The 16,816-nt window shown below is 61.1% G+C and carries 11 protein-coding genes; 7 read left to right on the top strand and 4 right to left on the bottom strand.

The genetic code is table 11. From position 1 onward, the window contains the following. Positions 1–65 precede the first annotated feature (65 nt). Positions 66–1,229, bottom strand: a complete 1,164-nt coding sequence (locus tag BV071_RS19460; RefSeq protein WP_265594637.1) for a putative nucleotide-diphospho-sugar transferase — start codon at positions 1,227–1,229, stop codon at positions 66–68. A 7-nt stretch (positions 1,230–1,236) separates the two neighbouring features. On the opposite strand from BV071_RS19460, the gene BV071_RS19455 reads away from it, so the two are divergent. Together BV071_RS19455 and BV071_RS35545 are read left to right on the top strand one after the other, a co-directional pair. Next, positions 1,237–3,042, top strand: a complete 1,806-nt coding sequence (locus tag BV071_RS19455; RefSeq protein ID WP_265594636.1) for a hypothetical protein — start codon at positions 1,237–1,239, stop codon at positions 3,040–3,042. Positions 3,043–3,115: 73 nt separating this feature from the next. After that, positions 3,116–3,271: a hypothetical protein gene (locus BV071_RS35545; protein WP_265594635.1), complete on the top strand. Its 156-nt coding sequence runs from the start codon at positions 3,116–3,118 to the stop codon at positions 3,269–3,271. An 84-nt stretch (positions 3,272–3,355) separates the two neighbouring features. Here the strand turns inward: BV071_RS35545 and BV071_RS19450 are convergent, their stop codons facing one another. Beyond that, entirely contained in the window at positions 3,356–4,735 is a 1,380-nt protein-coding gene (locus tag BV071_RS19450; protein ID WP_052573623.1) for an arylsulfatase, read from the bottom strand. Positions 4,736–4,847: 112 nt separating this feature from the next. Next, positions 4,848–5,444 carry a DUF1080 domain-containing protein gene (locus BV071_RS19445; RefSeq protein ID WP_035611151.1) on the bottom strand — a complete coding sequence of 199 codons (597 nt, stop codon included), beginning with the start codon at positions 5,442–5,444 and terminating at the stop codon, positions 4,848–4,850. A 317-nt stretch (positions 5,445–5,761) separates the two neighbouring features. Between BV071_RS19445 and BV071_RS19440 the strand changes: the two genes are divergently transcribed. Beyond that, positions 5,762–7,549: a Gfo/Idh/MocA family oxidoreductase gene (locus BV071_RS19440; protein WP_052573619.1), complete on the top strand. Its 1,788-nt coding sequence runs from the start codon at positions 5,762–5,764 to the stop codon at positions 7,547–7,549. A 67-nt stretch (positions 7,550–7,616) separates the two neighbouring features. Here the strand turns inward: BV071_RS19440 and BV071_RS33285 are convergent, their stop codons facing one another. Beyond that, complete coding sequence (locus BV071_RS33285; RefSeq protein ID WP_265594634.1) at positions 7,617–8,519, bottom strand: AraC family transcriptional regulator; 903 nt, start codon at positions 8,517–8,519, stop codon at positions 7,617–7,619. 147 nt (positions 8,520–8,666) lie between these two features. Here BV071_RS33285 and BV071_RS19430 point away from each other — a divergent pair, with 147 nt between their 5' ends. The 4 genes from BV071_RS19430 to BV071_RS19415 are packed head-to-tail and all read left to right on the top strand — an operon-like array spanning position 8,667 to position 16,760. Continuing rightward, positions 8,667–10,115: a sugar porter family MFS transporter gene (locus BV071_RS19430; RefSeq protein WP_075090962.1), complete on the top strand. Its 1,449-nt coding sequence runs from the start codon at positions 8,667–8,669 to the stop codon at positions 10,113–10,115. Positions 10,116–10,139: 24 nt separating this feature from the next. After that, the gene (locus BV071_RS19425; RefSeq protein WP_075090961.1) at positions 10,140–13,466 is read left to right on the top strand and encodes a DUF5107 domain-containing protein; all 3,327 of its coding nucleotides are present in this window, start codon (positions 10,140–10,142) and stop codon (positions 13,464–13,466) included. Positions 13,467–13,486: 20 nt separating this feature from the next. Continuing rightward, positions 13,487–15,739, top strand: a complete 2,253-nt coding sequence (locus BV071_RS19420; protein ID WP_035610891.1) for an alpha-galactosidase — start codon at positions 13,487–13,489, stop codon at positions 15,737–15,739. 7 nt (positions 15,740–15,746) lie between these two features. After that, on the top strand, positions 15,747–16,760 hold the full coding sequence (locus BV071_RS19415) for an aldose epimerase family protein (protein WP_052573615.1): 1,014 nt from the start codon (positions 15,747–15,749) through the stop codon (positions 16,758–16,760). Positions 16,761–16,816: the final 56 nt, after the last annotated feature.

Below are 16,816 nucleotides of genomic sequence, written 5' to 3'. Positions count from 1 at the left end.
CAACTGGCCCATGCCGCCAGCGCCGCCAAGCACCGTGGCTTTTCCGGAGAAGGCGTTTCAACCGCTCAATCGGCAACCGGTCGCAGGCCCTTCCGGAGGACGAAGTGGCCTCCTTCATCCACCACTTGCGCACGATCCGAGAAAGAATTCATGAATGAGTCCAAGACTCGGGCAGAGGCTTCGTTGGCAACCCAAACCAAGAGGCCACCGGGCCGCAGCAGACTCCATGACTGGCAGGCGGAAGTCAAAAGCTCCGCGCAGTCGTTCCAAGCCTCCAGGTAGACCAGATCGAAGGATTCCCAGAAGCCATCTGCTTGGATCATCCAAGCCAAGGCCTCGCAAAACTCGCCCTCATAGAAGTGGGCGCGGCTGTTCCAGCCCTTCTCCTCGACCAAGGCGAGGAAGCGGTCTCTCGCGGCGGGATGGTGTATCGAATTAACATCGTCGGATCCGTAGTTCCCGATCGCATGAATTTCCGCCTCTGGAGACGTAGAGAGATCCCTCAATATTCCCTCCGCCACGCGGCCATCGCCAGCACCCACGATCAGAGTCTTGGCTGCTTGCGGCGCTTCCATCAATGGAGCAAGGTCGAGAAAACTGCGGGACGAAGCCGTGCAATCCCAAGCATTGACCAAGGTGGCCACCTTGTCCAAGAGATCGAACTTGGTTTCCAGACAGCTCCGCCCCCGTACCGGCGGAGCGTTCAAGGTGGCATGGTAAGAGGCCAGCGACCTGCGCTGCCGATATCCCATTTGGTTGAACATCGGAGTGTTCGCAAAGGAAGGAGGAAGAAAGCGATGCTTGAGGCCGCTGGCTTTGAGCATTTCATTGAGAATCCTCTGGTTGGCAGGCTCATCCTGCCGGAAGCGATCGCGCGATCCGGGCTTTCTAAGCGCTGCCTCGACCTCTTGGAAAAACTGATAGGTGCGGGCACTGGGCCTGATGACCATTTGCCCGATGTTGTATTCTTGGGGGTCCTTCAGGCGGCCCGCTGCGAGGGCGATGTCGCAATCGCCCAAACATTCCAGCAGCAGCGGCTGCAGGGGCTGGAAATAAACAATATCAACATCCGTCACCAAGAAGGGTTCGCTCTCCCGTACCGCCCAGTCCGAAATAACGGCCATTTTGTTGGCGATGTGGGAGTCAAATCCGGGTGTCCTGAAGTTCCCATTTCCCTCCGCTTCCTTCGAATCATCCACGACGACGACAACTTCGGTTGAGGGATCCATGCGCCGCATGGGCTCGACCAACCATTTTTCGCATAACTCACTAAAAACCGGAGTGATCGAAGCAAGCACCTTCATAAGACAATGGAAATCACAACAACTCTCCCAACGAGTTGAACGGAATTTGGGGAGCATGGAATTCGTGTCAAGTTCGTTCGGTCACGAGACCCTCCCGGAGGAAGATACTCCGGAGGTCAGCTCTCGACAAACTTCCGGATATCAACGAAGAGACGCCAGCATGAGCAATCCAGCGGCCTCGCCGAGTGAAGATGAGGCCAAATCCCCGGCGAGTGCTTCGCCTCGACGCTTGAATGTCGAGAATCCTTACTCCTCTGAAATCAAGGTGGAGGTGGTCATCGTGAACTACCGGCGCCCTGGTAACCTGCCGGCGATCATCAAGGGATTCAGGGCGCAATCCGAGCCTTGCCGCATCACCATCTGCGAAGTCGCCAAAGGCCCCGAACGCCTGACTCAAGCGGTCAGGGACACGGTCGATGCCGTCATCGACCTCACGGATAATATCGGCGGTCTCAACCGATACGTCGCGGCCAATGCTTTCCGCCTGCCTTACACTTGGTTCCACGACGACGACATGGTTCCAGGGAGGAGGATGATAGAAGGCTTCCTACGCTACACCGGGCTGTCCTACGGAGTACTTGGCCAGATGGGCCGGGCCGTCCGGAAGGCTGGCTTCGCGAAGATCCAGTATCCCGAGAAACCGACTCTAGCAGACTTCCTGGTCCGTGGCTATTGGGTCCAGACGCGTGACTTGGCCTCGATCCAGCGCTTTCTCTGGAAAGCGTGGGACTTGGGATTCAATGGGGGAGTAAGAGAAGACGACATCCTTTTAGCCAAGAGCATCGAGGCTTTCACGGGGCGTCGAGCGATTGTCGTGCCGCCGCTTCCTGATGGCCGGATGAATCAGCTGGACCTGCCAGAACCCCATGCGCAAGCAGGCGAGAAAAACCACAAGATCGCACGCCGGCATTTCTGCACTCTCATCAACGCAATAATCCAAGAGATGCATCGCGAACCCCAACGAATTGTCCTGGGCTCTTGTCCCCCTCCTCAAGAGAGGAACTTGACCGCTCATCTCAGAACGGCAGGGCTGGTGGCGTGGCTCGGGCAATCATTTCCCAGCGCTGAAATTCTCACCCTGGACAAGGGAGAGGAAGATTGCCTTGTGGAGCTCGGGTTGTCCGCACGCGATATGGTCGTGGTGCTTGGTGAAGACTCAGCGCTGCTGTCAGCTTGCGAGAAGGAGATACCCCGAATGGTGATTCCCCGGGCGACCCTCCCTCGAGAAGAGGGTCAAGCATCCATACCGGATGTCGCGTTGTTTCTAGAACAGAATTTTTCTCCTCCCTCCTATGATCGGGACGGGGTGGCTGTGGCTATAGATGGATCCACCCCAAAGGACTTGGAGGAATTGCTTCATGGCATCTCTGAACTTGGCCTGTCTCTCCAAGCGCTGACAGCCAAGATCGAATGGTCCTCTGATGTTAAATCGGGCCTGCGACCTTGGATATTGCGCAAGAAGGTTGCCGAATTTGCTGCACTCCAGGCGGTGGTCACCGACTCGCTGGACTATGTTGCTTTCGCAGTTCTTGCGAGAACGCCCTGCGTGATGATCACAGATCACCCGGACTCAGCCACATCACCATCCTGGTGGTTGTCCGGGGTCTCTGCGGTGCGCGTTGCCAGTGATCTTGCTAGCGCAGTATCTGAACTCGAAGTTGCCATCAAGGGGAGTTATCGCGGACTTCCCGAGCTACGGCAGTTGGTCACGCAGTCGCTCGCGCCCTTGGTCACGTAACTGACGATTCCGACCACTTGTTCAAGCAGGCCCAGAAACTCTCTCTTCGGTCGGCTTTCCCGGGCGCACGGCAATGGGCTGGAGCAGCGATGTCGCCGGAAGCGGGACGGACAATCCCTTCCGCGAGGCGGATGCGTTTTACCTGATCCTCAACCTCGCGCTCGGCGGCAAGTGGGGTGACAAGGCCGACTCGAAGGTTTATCCCCAGAAGTTCGAGATCGACTGGTGAAGGCTTGGGAGAAGTGAGGAGTCGACCCGCCGACGAGACTTCTACTTACGCCGACAGGTCTGACTTATCTGGAAAGGGCAGGTGTCACTTCCGGGGTCCTTGTTTCGGTGCACCGGGCGGCACGGCGTTCTTGAGCATCTCGGCCAGCTTCGTGCGCATCTGCGCCACGCGCTCAGACTCCTTGTCGGCAAGGTTGGTCTTTTCTCCGATATCATTGGCGAGGTCGTAGAGTTCGAAGCTCTCTTTCGCCGCCGGCTTCTCGCCATCATCGGATGACTCCTCGCTGTCCACCTCGCTCGCATTCGTGAGCAACTTCCAATCACCCATCCGCAGGGCGACGCGCCCGGGCGAGCCCGCCAAGAGGATCGCCTCGTGAGGTGAGGTAGCACCTTGGGTGAGCATCGGCCAGACATCGCAGCCATCGAGCGGCAGCTTTTGCTCGAGTGAGCCGCCGGCAAGTTTCAGGAACGTGGGATACCAATCGACCGCGTGCATCGGTGCCTTCACATGCGCGCCAGCAGGGACGTGATCGGGCCAATTGAGAAAGCCGCAGGCACGCACGCCGCCCTCATAGATGGTGCCCTTGCGGGCACGCAGCGGGGAGTTGTCGCCGGGAGCCGGGCCGCCGTTGTCCGAGGAGAAGACGATGAGCGTGTCACCGCGCAAGCCGGCCTTTTCGAGCGAGGCGACGACTTTCCCGACCGCCTCGTCCACCGCAGAGAGCATGCCCGCAAGCTTTTGGCGCGGCCCTTTGAGATACGGATAAGGCTTCAAGTAATCCTGGGGCACTTGCATGGGGGCGTGGACACCATTGAAAGGCACGTAGAGGAAAAGCGGCTTGGCCTTGTCCTTGCCTTCGATGAGCCGGCAGGCCTCGCGGGCGACGAGATGCGTGCTATAGCCTTCTTCCTTCAGCTCCTTGCCATCGCGATACCAATCGTGCGAGCCGTCGCGCATGTGGGTGAAGTAGTCGATCGCGCCGAAGTAGTGCCCGTATTGATGGTCGAAGCCGCGGGCGGTCGGCAGATAGGCTGGCTCAAACTCGCCGAGGTGCCACTTGCCGGTGATCGCCGTTTCGTAGCCCGCATCATGCAGCGCATTTGCCAGTGTGCGCTCGGCAAGCGGGAGGCCCCACTTGGCATGCGGGCGCACGATCGTGTAAACGCCGGTGTGGGTCGGATAGCGTCCGGTCATCAGCGCGGCCCGGGTCGGCGAGCAGACCGGCTGCACGTAGAGCGAATCCAGAATGCTGCCCTCGCGCGCGAGCTTGTCGATATTCGGCGTCTTGATCTGCTTGCCGCCATTGAAACCGCAGTCGGCATAGCCGAGATCGTCTATGAGAAAGAAGACGATATTCGGGCGCTTCGGGTCTGCCGGCGGGGTCTCTTCGGCGCTGGCAAGGGAGCTCACGAGCACCGTGAGGACAGCAGTCGCGAAGAGACGGAGTGAACTTGGTCGGGTCATGCGATTCGATAGATTGACGCGACTGTAATTTCACCAAGGCGGCCTGGTGTTCCCTGCCGCCCCGGAAAACTTCATCAATCCTTGGATGAGCTTCCGCGACAATGCGTGGACCTCACTTGGCCTCCGGCAGAGGCTTCACCTCCAGATTGCGGAACTCGATGATCATCTCGACTCCCGGATGCACCTGCAGGCCGATCGGGCCTTCTGCCACTGCGGTTTCAGAGGTGTAGTCCAGCACCTGTTTGCCATTCAGGGTGACCAGGTAATGGGCACCCTGCGCGGTGATGGTGAAAGCATTCCACTCGCCCGGCTTGAGGATGTCCTTCACATTCGCTTCGACGGGATACTTCCCGGTCTTCGAGATGTAAGGCGAGCAAGTCAGGTCCCGCTTGAGTGAACCGGAAACACCGATCTGGATCTGGTCGCCCTCGGTGCGAACGAAGACGCCGGAATCGATCCGGTCCTTATCGACATGGGCCGGAAACTTGAACTCACCCTGCAGGGTGAAGTCCTTGAACTGGCGGGTCGTCCACAGGTTCGAGCCGGACTTCTTGGCGTCGTTCTTGCCGGTGATGATACCGTCGGCGAAGGTCCAGCATTCCTTCGGTCCCTTGACCGTGGCGTCGCTGAGATCGGACTTGAACAAGGGCTCGGCGGCGGCGTTGAGAAGCAAGGCCAAGGGCAGGATGGAGGAGAGCAGACGTTTCATGGGAATCGGATCGGGATTACTGGGGAAGGCGGAGGATGTCGAGATCTCCCGCATTACCCATGACCCGAAGCGGCGATGTGCGGAGAAATGAATCCCGCAATGAAAGTGAGCTTCATCGCCGGACAGATGCCACCGACGGGAAAGCCAAGAGCTTGGGAACTACCCATGACCTAGCCGATCCCGAGATCGCGGCCGACCGGATTGGAAGCTTTGGTGACAGATCCCGGCCTCACATCACCACACAAGAACCCGCCATGAGCCATTCCCGCCGGCTCTCCATGCAAAAAGTGCGCGCTTCGCTTCGTTAGAGACAGCCCATGAATCCGTCACGCCGCGACCTGCTGAAAACCACCGCCCTTGGCGGCCTGTCTACCTCCCTTGCCGGGCTCTTCGCTGGTGCCTCCCACGCCGATGCTGCCGCGACTGCGATCCGACCGGACATCACTCACGCGCGGCCTCGCCCGGCCGGGCAAAAGCCCGTTCATGACCTCACGACCAAGCCGCTCGAAAAAGTCCGTGTCGGCTTCATCGGACTGAGCCGCGGCATGACTCACGTGAACGATAGCCTCAACATCGAGTTCGCCGAGGTGGTGGCCGTGTGCGACCTTCGCGATGACCGCGCGAAAAATGCCGCAGATCGCTGCGAGAGTGTCCGCGGCAAGCGTCCCGAAGTTTACAGTGGCACCGAGAACATCTGGGAAAAACTGGTCGCCCGCGAGGACATCGATGTCGTTTACATTGCGACTCCCTGGGCGTGGCATGTTCCCATGGCCGTAGCCACCATGCAGCACGGCAAGCACGCCTTCGTCGAAGTTTCTGCGGCGGTGACAGTCGACGATTGCTGGAAGCTGGTGGACACCAGCGAGCGCACCCAGCGTCACTGCGTGATGCTGGAAAACTGTTGCTATGGCGAGAACGAGCTCTTCGTTCTCAACATGGTCCGCGAGGGTGTGTTCGGCGAGCTCACCCACGCCGAGTGCGCCTACATCCACGATCTGCGCGACATGCTGTTCGCGCTTGGCACCGAGGGCGATTGGCGCCGCGACTACCACTGGCAGTACAATGGGAACCTCTATCCCACTCACGGGCTCGGGCCGGTCGCGCAATACCTGGGCATCGGCCGCGGCGACCAGTTCAAGTTCCTCGTTTCGATGAGTTCGCCGGAACTGGGCCTGCACACCTGGCGCGACCAGCATCACCCGAACGGCGGCAAGCACGAGAAGGAGGACTACGTCTGCGGAGACATGAACACCTCCATGGTCAAGACCGAGCGTGGACGCACGATCATGATCCAGCACGATGTGATCAGCCCGCGCCCGTATAGCCGGATCAATGCGCTCTCCGGCACCGGCGGCACCTTCTTCGACTATCCCGCGCGGCTAGCTCTGAACGAACCGCGAAAATACCGGCTTGATGCCAGTGGTTCCCACGAATGGCTCGACGACAAGGATCTGGCGCGGATGCGCAAGCTCTTCACCCATCCGCTCTGGCGCAAGCTGGCGGAGCGCGCCAAGGGTGGCGGGCATGGCGGCATGGACTTCGTGATGAACTGGCGGCATCTCGATTGCATCCGCCAAGGCATCACGCCGGACAGCGTGGTCTATGATGCCGCGGCCTGGAGTTCGATCCTCGAGCTTTCATCGCTATCGGTGTCCATGGGCAGCATGCCGGTGATCATTCCGGATTTCACCCGTGGACTGTGGAAGACCATGGAGCCCCTGCCCGTCGCCTTCAAGGAAGCCGGCAGCACCATCGCCGTGCCAGTGAAGGCAGGCGAGTGGACGCCGAAGGACTTGCAGGCGGATTGGGTCGTCAAGAGCTGGGATGTGAGCAAGGGCATCACCGGTCCCGGCGAGCAGTGTATCGAGTTCCAATACAACCGCGGCGCGCACCGCCTGGATTTCCGCAAGGTGACCTTACTGGTAGGCGAAACCGTGGTCGGTCGCGATGAGCAAGCTGGTCACACAGGAGTGGAGGACGTCCACAATCTCTATCGCTTCAAGCTTCCGCAGCATGACCCAAAGGCGAAGTACTCGCTGCAGGCGGAGATCAAGGCCGACGGCGGCACGGATTCCTACGGCGAGATTCTGATCTCGAGAGAGTAGGTGTACCACGCCCGGTTAGCCAGCGAGGCCCCGATACTTTCCGCCAACCAGCAACAGAGCAGGTCGTTTAGCGCCCCGCATTGAGATGCTTTCGGTAGGCGCGAGGTGAAACTCCGAAGACGGAGCGGAAGAGGCGGCTGAAGTAGTAGGCATCATCGTAGCCCACCCGGGCGGCGACCTCAGAGACCGGGGCATCGTCCCATTGCAGCAGGGCGGCGGCGCGCTGCATGCGGAGGTGAATCACATAGGCCATGGGGGACATGCCGGCACGAGCTTTGAAGAGCTCGGAGAAGTGGGCCACGGACATGGCGGCGCTTGCGGCCATGGCGCTGACAGTCCAGGGCTGGAGCAGGTGTTGTTGGATCGCGTCGACGACTTCGGCCAAGCGGTCCTCGCTGCCGCGGACGCGCTCGCTCCTTGAGCGGGCTCCCAGCCGGAACATGCCGACCATGCGGATGAAGCCGGTGGCGACTGCCAGCATGCCGGCACCGGTAAAGCCGTCGAGGGCGTGGCGATGGATGTCTTCGAAGGCGCGTTGAAGCTCGTCGGTGGCTGGCGCATGCAAGACTGGCTGGGCGAGGTCAAGGCCCAGCGCGGCGGCATGGTCCAGGGCGCGTTCACCCGTGACATGAAACCAGAAGATCGTCCAAGGAATTTCCGGATCGGCAAAGTAGCGGTGGGCTTTCCGCGCGGGCAGGACAATCAGGTCGCCCGCGCCGAGGACGTGCTGTTTGCCTCCGAGCTCCGCTCCGCCGCGACCGGCGAGGCAATAGATCCAGATGTGTTCCGCCGCGCCCTTCGGACGGGTCACGAAGTGCCGTTTGGCCTCCCAGAATTGGCCGAGGGCGGTGATGCGCAAGTCGCGGAGGATCGGCAGGGTGGCGACTTGCCGCGAGCGAAACTCCGGCACCACGAGCAGGCGCTGGCGCTCGAAGCCTTCGGCAATGCCGTCTGGAGTCTTTCTTGGCATGGTGCGCGATCCGGCTTTCACCCAGCTCAGCATAAATCCGAGAATCCTCCATCTTTTTCCCGCGATGATCCATTGTTCCCGGGACGGTGAATTCCTTATAAAGAGGAGATCGGGGCAAGCCCCCCCCGCAAACCCAAGTCTCTTCCGATGGCTTTGATCGTCTCCTCCGCCGAACCGAACGAAAGTCTCGCCGATGGCGATGCCAATGCCCGCTATGGTCCCTTCCTGTGGCTGATCGCGCTGAGCGCGGCGCTGGGCGGACTACTATTCGGCTACGACTGGGTGGTCATCGGTGGCGCCGCGCCTTTCTACGAGAAGTTCTTCCATCTGGCCTCTCCGGAGTCGAAGGGCTGGGCGCAGAGCTGTGCGCTGATCGGCTGTCTGATTGGAGCGCTAGTGTCAGGTGGAACCAGTGATCGCTTCGGACGGAAGCCGATACTGATCTTGTCCGCGGTGCTGTTCGCCATCTCCTCCGTGGGCACGGGGATCGTGAACAGCTTCGAAGCCTTCGTCGCGTGGCGGATCCTCGGCGGAGTTGCGATCGGCTTGGCCTCGAATTTGTCGCCACTGTACATCGCGGAGATCGCGCCCGCATCCCTGCGAGGCCGCCTGGTTTCGCTGAATCAGTTCACCATCGTCATCGGCGTGCTGCTGGCCCAGGTGGTCAATCTGGGGATTGCCTCAAGCTTCCCCGGGTTCCTTGGAGGAGTGATGGGGAAAGAGGCCGCGCTGGCATGGAACGAATCGACCGGCTGGCGCTGGATGTTCGGCGTCACCGCGATTCCATCGCTGCTGTTCCTGGTCGGAATGTTCTTCGTGCCGGAGAGCCCGCGCTGGCTGGTGAAGAAGGGGCACCAGGAGAAGGCGGGTCGCGTCTTGGCGAGGATTGGCGGTGAGGCCTACGGCAAGGGCCTGCTGCAATCCATCGAAGCCACTCTCGCAGTCGAAGGTGAAACGAAAACCAATCTGCGCTCGCTGTTCGAGGGCCGGATGTTGCGGATCCTGATGCTCGGCATCGGTCTGGCGGTCTTCCAGCAGTGGTGCGGGATCAATGTGATCTTCAACTACGCGGGTGAGATCTTCAAATCGGCCGGCTATTCGATCGATGACACTCTGAAGAACATCGCGTGGACCGGCTCGGTGAACTTTGTGTTCACGCTAGTAGCCATGGCCGTGGTGGACAAGCTGGGGCGACGGCCGCTGATGCTGGTAGGGGCAGCCGGCCTGCTGGTGATCTACGGGCTGATCGGCTTCTGCTATTTCCGCGGCATCCTCGGCTTCCCGGTGCTGGCCTTGGTGCTGGCGGCGATCGGCAGCTACGCAGCCACGCTCGCACCGGTGACCTGGGTGGTCATCTCGGAGATCTTCCCGAACCGCATCCGCGGCGCCGCCATGTCGGTATCGGTCACCTTCCTATGGCTGGCTTGCTTCATCCTGACCTACACCTTCCCGATCCTGAATGCGCGGCTTGGCGCGGCCGGCACCTTCTGGCTCTACGCCGGGATTTGTGCAGCGGGCTTCCTGCTGGTGCTGTTCCGACTCCCGGAAACGAAGGGCAAGAGCCTGGAGCAGCTCGAACGCGAGCTCGTGGACTAATCCAAACCCTCCCGCATCCTCATCATGCCCGTCATCGCCACGCTCGAGCCACGAGTCATTCCCACTTACCCGGTAGGTGCCCCCGAGAAGAATCCGGTGTTCTTCGAGAAGCGGGTCTATCAGGGGAGCAATGGCAAGGTCTATCCAGTGCCTTTCATCGACAAGGTCTTCGACGAGCCGGTGCCGGTCAGCTATCAGTCCGTGCGCCTAGAGAATGATTTCGTGCGACTGGTGATGCTGCCGGAGATCGGCGGCCGGATCTTCATCGGCCAGGACAAGAGCAATGCCGACTACGACTTCTTCTATCGCCAGGATGTGATCAAGCCGGCACTGGTCGGTCTCGCCGGGCCGTGGATTTCCGGCGGTGTCGAGTTCAACTGGCCGCAGCACCATCGCCCCGGAACCTTCATGCCGGCGGATGTGCACATTGAGGAAGAGGCCGATGGTGCACGCACGGTGTGGATGTCCGAGCACGATCCGCTGAACCGGCTCAAGGGCATGCACGGCGTCCGGCTGCGTCCCGGGTCATCACTGATCGAGCTACGTGTGCGGCTCTACAACCGCTGCGCGCAGACACGCACCTTCCTATGGTGGGCGAATGTGGCGGCGATGGTGCATGAACGCTACCAGTCGTTCTTCCCACCTGATGTCCACTATGTGGCGGATCATGCGGTGCGAGCGATCTCCTCCTTTCCCATCGCGGAGAATCCTTACTACGGCATCGACTATCAAAGCCGTCCCGGCGCGAATGACCTGGGCTGGTATAAGAACATCCCGGTGCCGACGAGCTACATGGTCTGCCAGACGCAGTTCGACTTCTTCGGCGGCTACGACTTCGCGAAAAATGGCGGCTTCGTCCATGTAGCCGAGCGCCATATCGCACCGGGGAAGAAGCAATGGACTTGGGGCAACGATCCCTTTGGCTGGGCTTGGGATCGTGAGCTGACAGATGAGAACGGTCCCTACATCGAACTGATGGCCGGCGCCTACACCGACAATCAGCCGGATTTCAGCTATCTGCTGCCATACGAGACCAAGACCTTCTCGCAGTTCTGGTGGCCGATCCAGAATATCGGGCCGGTCCAGCAGGCGAATGAGCTGGCGGCCCTAGCCTGCACGATTCGGGAAGACCGGCGGATTGAGCTGGGGCTGTGCAGTTCGGAGCACTTCTCCGGAGTTCTGGTGATCCAGTGGAATGGCCAGACGCTCGGTGAGTTCCCGATCGAGCTTCGACCGGGACAGTCTTGGCAGAATCAGGATCTCCGTTTCGAAGGCGAGAACCCGACATCGCTCACCGTGGTGCTCCGCAGACATGGCGGGGAAACGGTCCTGGCCTATAGTCCGATCGACCGCGATTCACTGACCCGCGACCGCAGCCAAGCCACCGAGCCGCCCGAGCCGGGTGAGATTCGCAGTGCCGATGAACTTTTCCTGACCGGCGAGCATCTGGACCAGTATCGCCATCCGACCCGCAATCCTGAGGACTACTGGAACGAAGCCTTGGCGCGGGATCCCGGTGACAGCCGTTGCCATCTGGCCCTGGGCAAACGGGCGCTGGAGCGCGGCGAGTTCGAGAAAGCCTGCGGCCATTTCCAAGCTTCCGTCGCGCGACTGACCCACCGTCATCCGAATCCAGTCACCGGCGAAGCCCACTATCACTTGGGCCTCGCGTTACGGCGACTGGGAAGAGAAGGCGAAGCTTATCCTGCCTTCTACAAGGCGACCTGGAACTACGAGTGGCGTAGTAGTGCCTACTACCAACTGGCCACGCTGGATTGCCGGAAGGGTGATTGGAAGAGCGCCTCGGAACACCTCGAAGCGAGCCTCGACACGAACCGCGCGAACAACAAAGCCGTAATCTTGAAGGCCCTTGCCCTGTCCGAGCTTGGCCGCACCGCGGAAGCAGCATCGTCGCTTGCTGATCTGCTGGCTATCGATCCGCTCGATCACTGGGCACGCCTGGTCGCAGGAGAGGATATCAGCGAGGCCACCCGCAACGATGCCCAGACGATCCTCGATCTCGCCTTCGACTTTTGTGAGGCGGGTTTCTACAGCGAGGCCATCGCGCTATTGGAGGATCACCACGCCAAGGAGGTCGCGCCCGTCGCGGTGCCGAACCCGCTTGAGCGCACGCCGATGACCCACTATCTGCTCGCCCGGCTGATGGCGGAAAGCCGGCACCCGGCCGCCGTAACCGCGCTGACCGAGGCGCGCGGGCAGGCGGCCGATTATTTCTTCCCCTCGCGTCTCGACGAGAGCGAGGTGCTGCGCTGGGCCCTTGCACAGCCGGGTGATGATCCGAACGCGGCCTATGCGCTGGGGAACTTCCTCTACGACCGACGCCGCCACGCGGATGCAATCGCGTGCTGGGAGACGGCTAGCGCAGCAGGGACGACTATCCCCCCGGTTTACCGCAATCTCGCGATCGCGGTCTGGAACCGATCGCGCGACGGCGAGCGTGCCGCACGGCTTTACCAGCGGGCCCGTGAGCTCGATCCCGCGGACCCGCGGCTGGTGTCGGAGTCCGACCAACTCTCCAAAAAGAGAAACCGCCCGCTCGCCGAGCGCTTGGCATTCCTCGAAGCGAATCGAGACCTCGTCCTCCAACGGGACGACGCAACCGTCGAACTCGCCGCCTTGCTCAACCTCAGCGGACGTCCGCAGGAGGGTTTGGATCTCGTAGTATCGCGTCGCTTTCATCCGTGGGAAGGCGGTGAAGGCGCGGTGCTACGACAGTATACTACCGCTCGCCTGCTGCTGGGCCAACAGGCCCTGAAAAGCGGCGACGCCGCGAGCGCGCAGAGGCATTTCGAACTGGCAATGGAGACTCCCGAGTCGTTGGGTGAGGCGTACCATCCGCTTCAGGCAAAGGCCGACGTCAACTACTGGATTGGTCGTAGCTTGCAGGCACTGGGAAGAAACGAGGAGGCACGAGCTGCCTTCGAAGCCTCAGCTACGGAGACAGGCGACTTCGCCGAGATGAGCGTGGCCGATCATTCCCCCCTGAGCTACTACCGCGGGCTTTCGCTCCGCTGCTTGGGCCGTGAGGGCGATGCGGTGACGCTGTTCCGTTCGCTGCGGGACCATGCACAGCGGCAACTCGGGCAACCGGCGAAGATCGACTACTTTGCCACCAGTCTACCGAACCTGCTCGTCTTCGATGAGGATCTACAGGCCCGGCGGGATGCCGAAGCCCAGCTGCTGCTGGCACTGGCAGCCCAGGGCCTGGGCCAGCGCGAGCAATCGGAGCGGCACCTCGCTGAAGTCTTCAAGTTCGCCAACGACGATGCGCACGCGCACCGGCTCAAGCAGATGCCGAATGAGTCTGCGCTGCAGCCAGCCGCAGTTTGATCCAAGCTTCCCTTTTTCCGATGAAACTCAAAGCCATCGCCGCATGGGCGTTGACCATCGCCGCTGCCGCGGCACAGACCATCTCCAATGGCTCTCTCACTGCCACGCTCGACGAGAATGGCACGCTGAGCGCAAAGGCCGGGGAGAAGGTCTTCTTTACGGCGCCGTTTGCGCTGGGCGAGAATGCGAAGTTCAGCGCCGGGGAGATCCCTGCCGGATCGCCCTTGGGTGCCGGTAAAATGCTGGCAGACGCGGCCTCCGGCGACCGGATCCTCGTGCTGAAGGATTCGCCCTTCCTCTACATCCGCCGCGATGCAAGGAAACGTGAGCTCATCGCTCCGAGCAAGGGCATGAATGTGGTCACCGCCACGCTGGATGCTGGGGTTGCGGCTTCGCAGCTCAAGGGTGCCAGCCCGCTGGGTCACTTCGATCCTGCTTCCAACAAGGGACAGCACCTCTTCATGGCGATCGCCGATCCCGCGACCAACCACGGGATCGTGGCGGCACCGGTGATCATCGATGCCGCCAGCCCGGTGCTTTTCTCCAGGGTCGAGAACGACAAGGTCCAACTCACGCTCCAGAACCAGTATGGTGCTGCCGTGCCACCGGCGCTCCCGCCATTCGGAGGTGACTGGTGGGCGATCGGCTACTTCGACGACGCCCGTCTTGGCCTGGAGAACTACGCCAGCGAATTCGCGCGGATCAACAAGCTGAAGATGAAGCAGCTCCCGGTCGGGCTTATGACCTGGTACTGCGAGAAATACGGCGGCGCGCTCAATCAGGATGCGGTGGTGGAGATTTCCGAATTCATCGCGAAGAACTTCAAGGACTACGGCTATGAGTTCATCCAGATCGACGACCTCTGGCAGAACGGCATCAAGTCCAACGGACCCGCGAAGGACTTCTCCAAAGTGGCGGCCAAGGGGCCCTACAAGGACGGGATGAAAGGACCGGCCGACAAGATCCGCAATCTCGGATTGAGGCCCGGGCTGTGGCTACTGCCCTTCGGCACCAACGAGACCGATCCCGATCTGAAGAGGGTCAACGACTTCATCGTGCACAAGCCGGACGGCTCGCCCTTCACCACCAACTGGAGCGGAACCTCCATCGATTCCTCGCATCCCGAGGGCGCGGCCTATGTGAAGGAGATGATGCGCCGGACTGTCAAGGATTGGGGCTACACCTACCTCAAGCTCGACGGCATCCACATGGCGATGGCGACCAAGCAGACCTACACGGCGCGCGACTACCTGCAGGACGACTTCGGCAACGCCGTCTTCCACGACAAGACGATGTCGAACATGCAGGTCGGCCGTCACGGACTCGATGCCGCGCGTGAAGGCGCGGGCCCCGATGCCTTTCTGCTCGCCTGCGCGGCACCGCAGAACGAGCGCTCCCTGGCGATGTGCCTCGGAAAGTTCGACGCCATCCGGGTAGGTCCGGATTCGTGCCAAACTTGGGCGGGCAGCACCTCAATCGTGGAAGGCGTGCGCTCTGCCACGGCACTATGGTTCCAAAATGGCCGCACGTGGTGGATCGATCCCGACTCGATCTACGCGCAAGGGCCGCGCTTTCCGCTGAACGAAGTGCGGTGCTTCGCATCCTTCATCACGCTGGCCGGCATGCTGAACAACATGACCGACTGGGCTCCAAACTACCCGGCGGAGCGGATGGAAGTCCTGCGGCGTACGATGCCCGCACACCAGCTCACCTCGGTGCGACCGGTGGATTACTTCCAGAATGATCCGGCGCGGATCTGGGACCTGCACTACCAAGTCGGTGGAACGACACGCCACACGGTGGGCTTGTTCAACTGGAGTGATGCGCCGCTCACTATCGAAGTCACTGCGGAGTCGCTGGGGCTCGATCCGGCCAAGGGGTATCACCTGTTCGAGTTCTGGTCGAAGACGCACGATCGCTTCTCCGGCAAGATCTCCCGCAGCCTGCCCGGCCGCAGTTGTCTGGTTCTGGCGGTGACTCCGGAATCGGCCGAACCCGCCGTGCTCTCCACCTCGCGTCACATCACCCAAGGCGCGGTGGATCTCCTGAAGGCGAATTGGGAGAACGAAGCGCTCACCGGCACTTCGAAAGTGGTGGCGAACGATCCCTACGAAATCCGAATCGCTCCCCACGGCAAGAAGCTGAGCGGTGTGAGCCTCGGCGCAGAGGATCAGGCCGCCGGCGTTAAGGCCGGATTGGTAGAAAAGGATGGTTTGGTCCTGGTCACGCTCACCGCGCCGAAGAATCGCACCGTGCAGTGGCAGGTAAAGTGAGACAGGCATGATGGATCCGGTACTGCTTCGTTCGCCTGGGCTCCGCGTCGCCCTCAGCACGTGGGGCGCTTCGATTTTCTTCGTTGAGCAACGGGGGGTCGACGGGAGATGGACACGGATCACGCTCGGCGATGAGCGGATCGAGGACTTCCAGCGGAATCGCTTCTGCTTCGGTGCCACGTGTGGACGCTATGCGAACCGGATAAGCGAGGGCCGCTTCAGACTTGATGGACGTGTTTATCAGCTCGCTTGCAACAACGGCCCGAATTCACTGCACGGAGGCGAGGCGCCATACCATGCACGCGAATGGGCCGTGGGCGAAATCCATGAGGAGTGCGGCGAGACACGCGGCGTGAGCTTCCATCTTCTCAGCCCTGACGGGGATGGCGGCTATCCAGGCGAGCTGCAGGTCACCGCGAGCTACCGGCTGAGTTCAGATGGGGTATTGTCCGTAGACTACACGGCGACAAGCAAGGCAGCGACCATCATCAGTCTCACCAACCATGTGTACTGGAATCTCAGCGGGAAGGATGGGAGCAACATTGGCGGCCATTTGCTGACCATCCCCGCTGGCCGTTTCCTGCCGATTGACGATGATCATCTGGTAACCGGGGAGATCGCTTCAGTGGATGGAACCGCCTTCGACTTTCGCCGGACCGCTTTGTTAGAAGATCGATTGGCATCCGCAGATCCGCAGATCAGGGACCGGCGGGGTTTCAACCACCCTTTCCTGATCGACCGGTCGGGCCTGCGCCTTGCCGCCCGGCTGGAGGATTCAGAAAGCGGCCGCTGGATGGAGATGCAAACCGACCAGCCTGCGGTGCATCTCTACACCGGGGGCTATCTCGATGATCCGGCGGGTGGGAGCGAGGCTCCGTCATGGCGACGCTACGCCGGGGTGGCGATCGAAGCCGGGGGCTTGCCAGATGCGCCGAATCACCCGGAGTTTCCCGTGGCTTGCGTCTTGCGGCCGGGTGAGACTTATCGGCATCACACCGAGTGGTGGTTTGGAGGGGAGTGAGGTGGCACTCGGCACCCATCGACATCACTCCCATCAGGCTAACGGGGCGACCACCC

The organism is Haloferula sp. BvORR071 (assembly GCF_000739615.1).
GTDB lineage: Bacteria > Verrucomicrobiota > Verrucomicrobiia > Verrucomicrobiales > Akkermansiaceae > Haloferula.
The sequence above is the reverse complement of the archived record's forward strand: the minus strand, read 5'-3'. Positions and strand labels throughout refer to the sequence as shown.

Coding starts and splice junctions, on each gene's coding strand:
- BV071_RS19460 (WP_265594637.1), bottom strand. CDS start 1,229: ATGGATCCCTCAACCGAAGTTGTCGTCGTCGTGGATGATTCGAAGGAA.
- BV071_RS19455 (WP_265594636.1), top strand. CDS start 1,237: ATGGGCTCGACCAACCATTTTTCGCATAACTCACTAAAAACCGGAGTG.
- BV071_RS35545 (WP_265594635.1), top strand. CDS start 3,116: ATGGGCTGGAGCAGCGATGTCGCCGGAAGCGGGACGGACAATCCCTTC.
- BV071_RS19450 (WP_052573623.1), bottom strand. CDS start 4,735: ATGACCCGACCAAGTTCACTCCGTCTCTTCGCGACTGCTGTCCTCACG.
- BV071_RS19445 (WP_035611151.1), bottom strand. CDS start 5,444: ATGAAACGTCTGCTCTCCTCCATCCTGCCCTTGGCCTTGCTTCTCAAC.
- BV071_RS19440 (WP_052573619.1), top strand. CDS start 5,762: ATGAATCCGTCACGCCGCGACCTGCTGAAAACCACCGCCCTTGGCGGC.
- BV071_RS33285 (WP_265594634.1), bottom strand. CDS start 8,519: ATGCCAAGAAAGACTCCAGACGGCATTGCCGAAGGCTTCGAGCGCCAG.
- BV071_RS19430 (WP_075090962.1), top strand. CDS start 8,667: ATGGCTTTGATCGTCTCCTCCGCCGAACCGAACGAAAGTCTCGCCGAT.
- BV071_RS19425 (WP_075090961.1), top strand. CDS start 10,140: ATGCCCGTCATCGCCACGCTCGAGCCACGAGTCATTCCCACTTACCCG.
- BV071_RS19420 (WP_035610891.1), top strand. CDS start 13,487: ATGAAACTCAAAGCCATCGCCGCATGGGCGTTGACCATCGCCGCTGCC.
- BV071_RS19415 (WP_052573615.1), top strand. CDS start 15,747: ATGATGGATCCGGTACTGCTTCGTTCGCCTGGGCTCCGCGTCGCCCTC.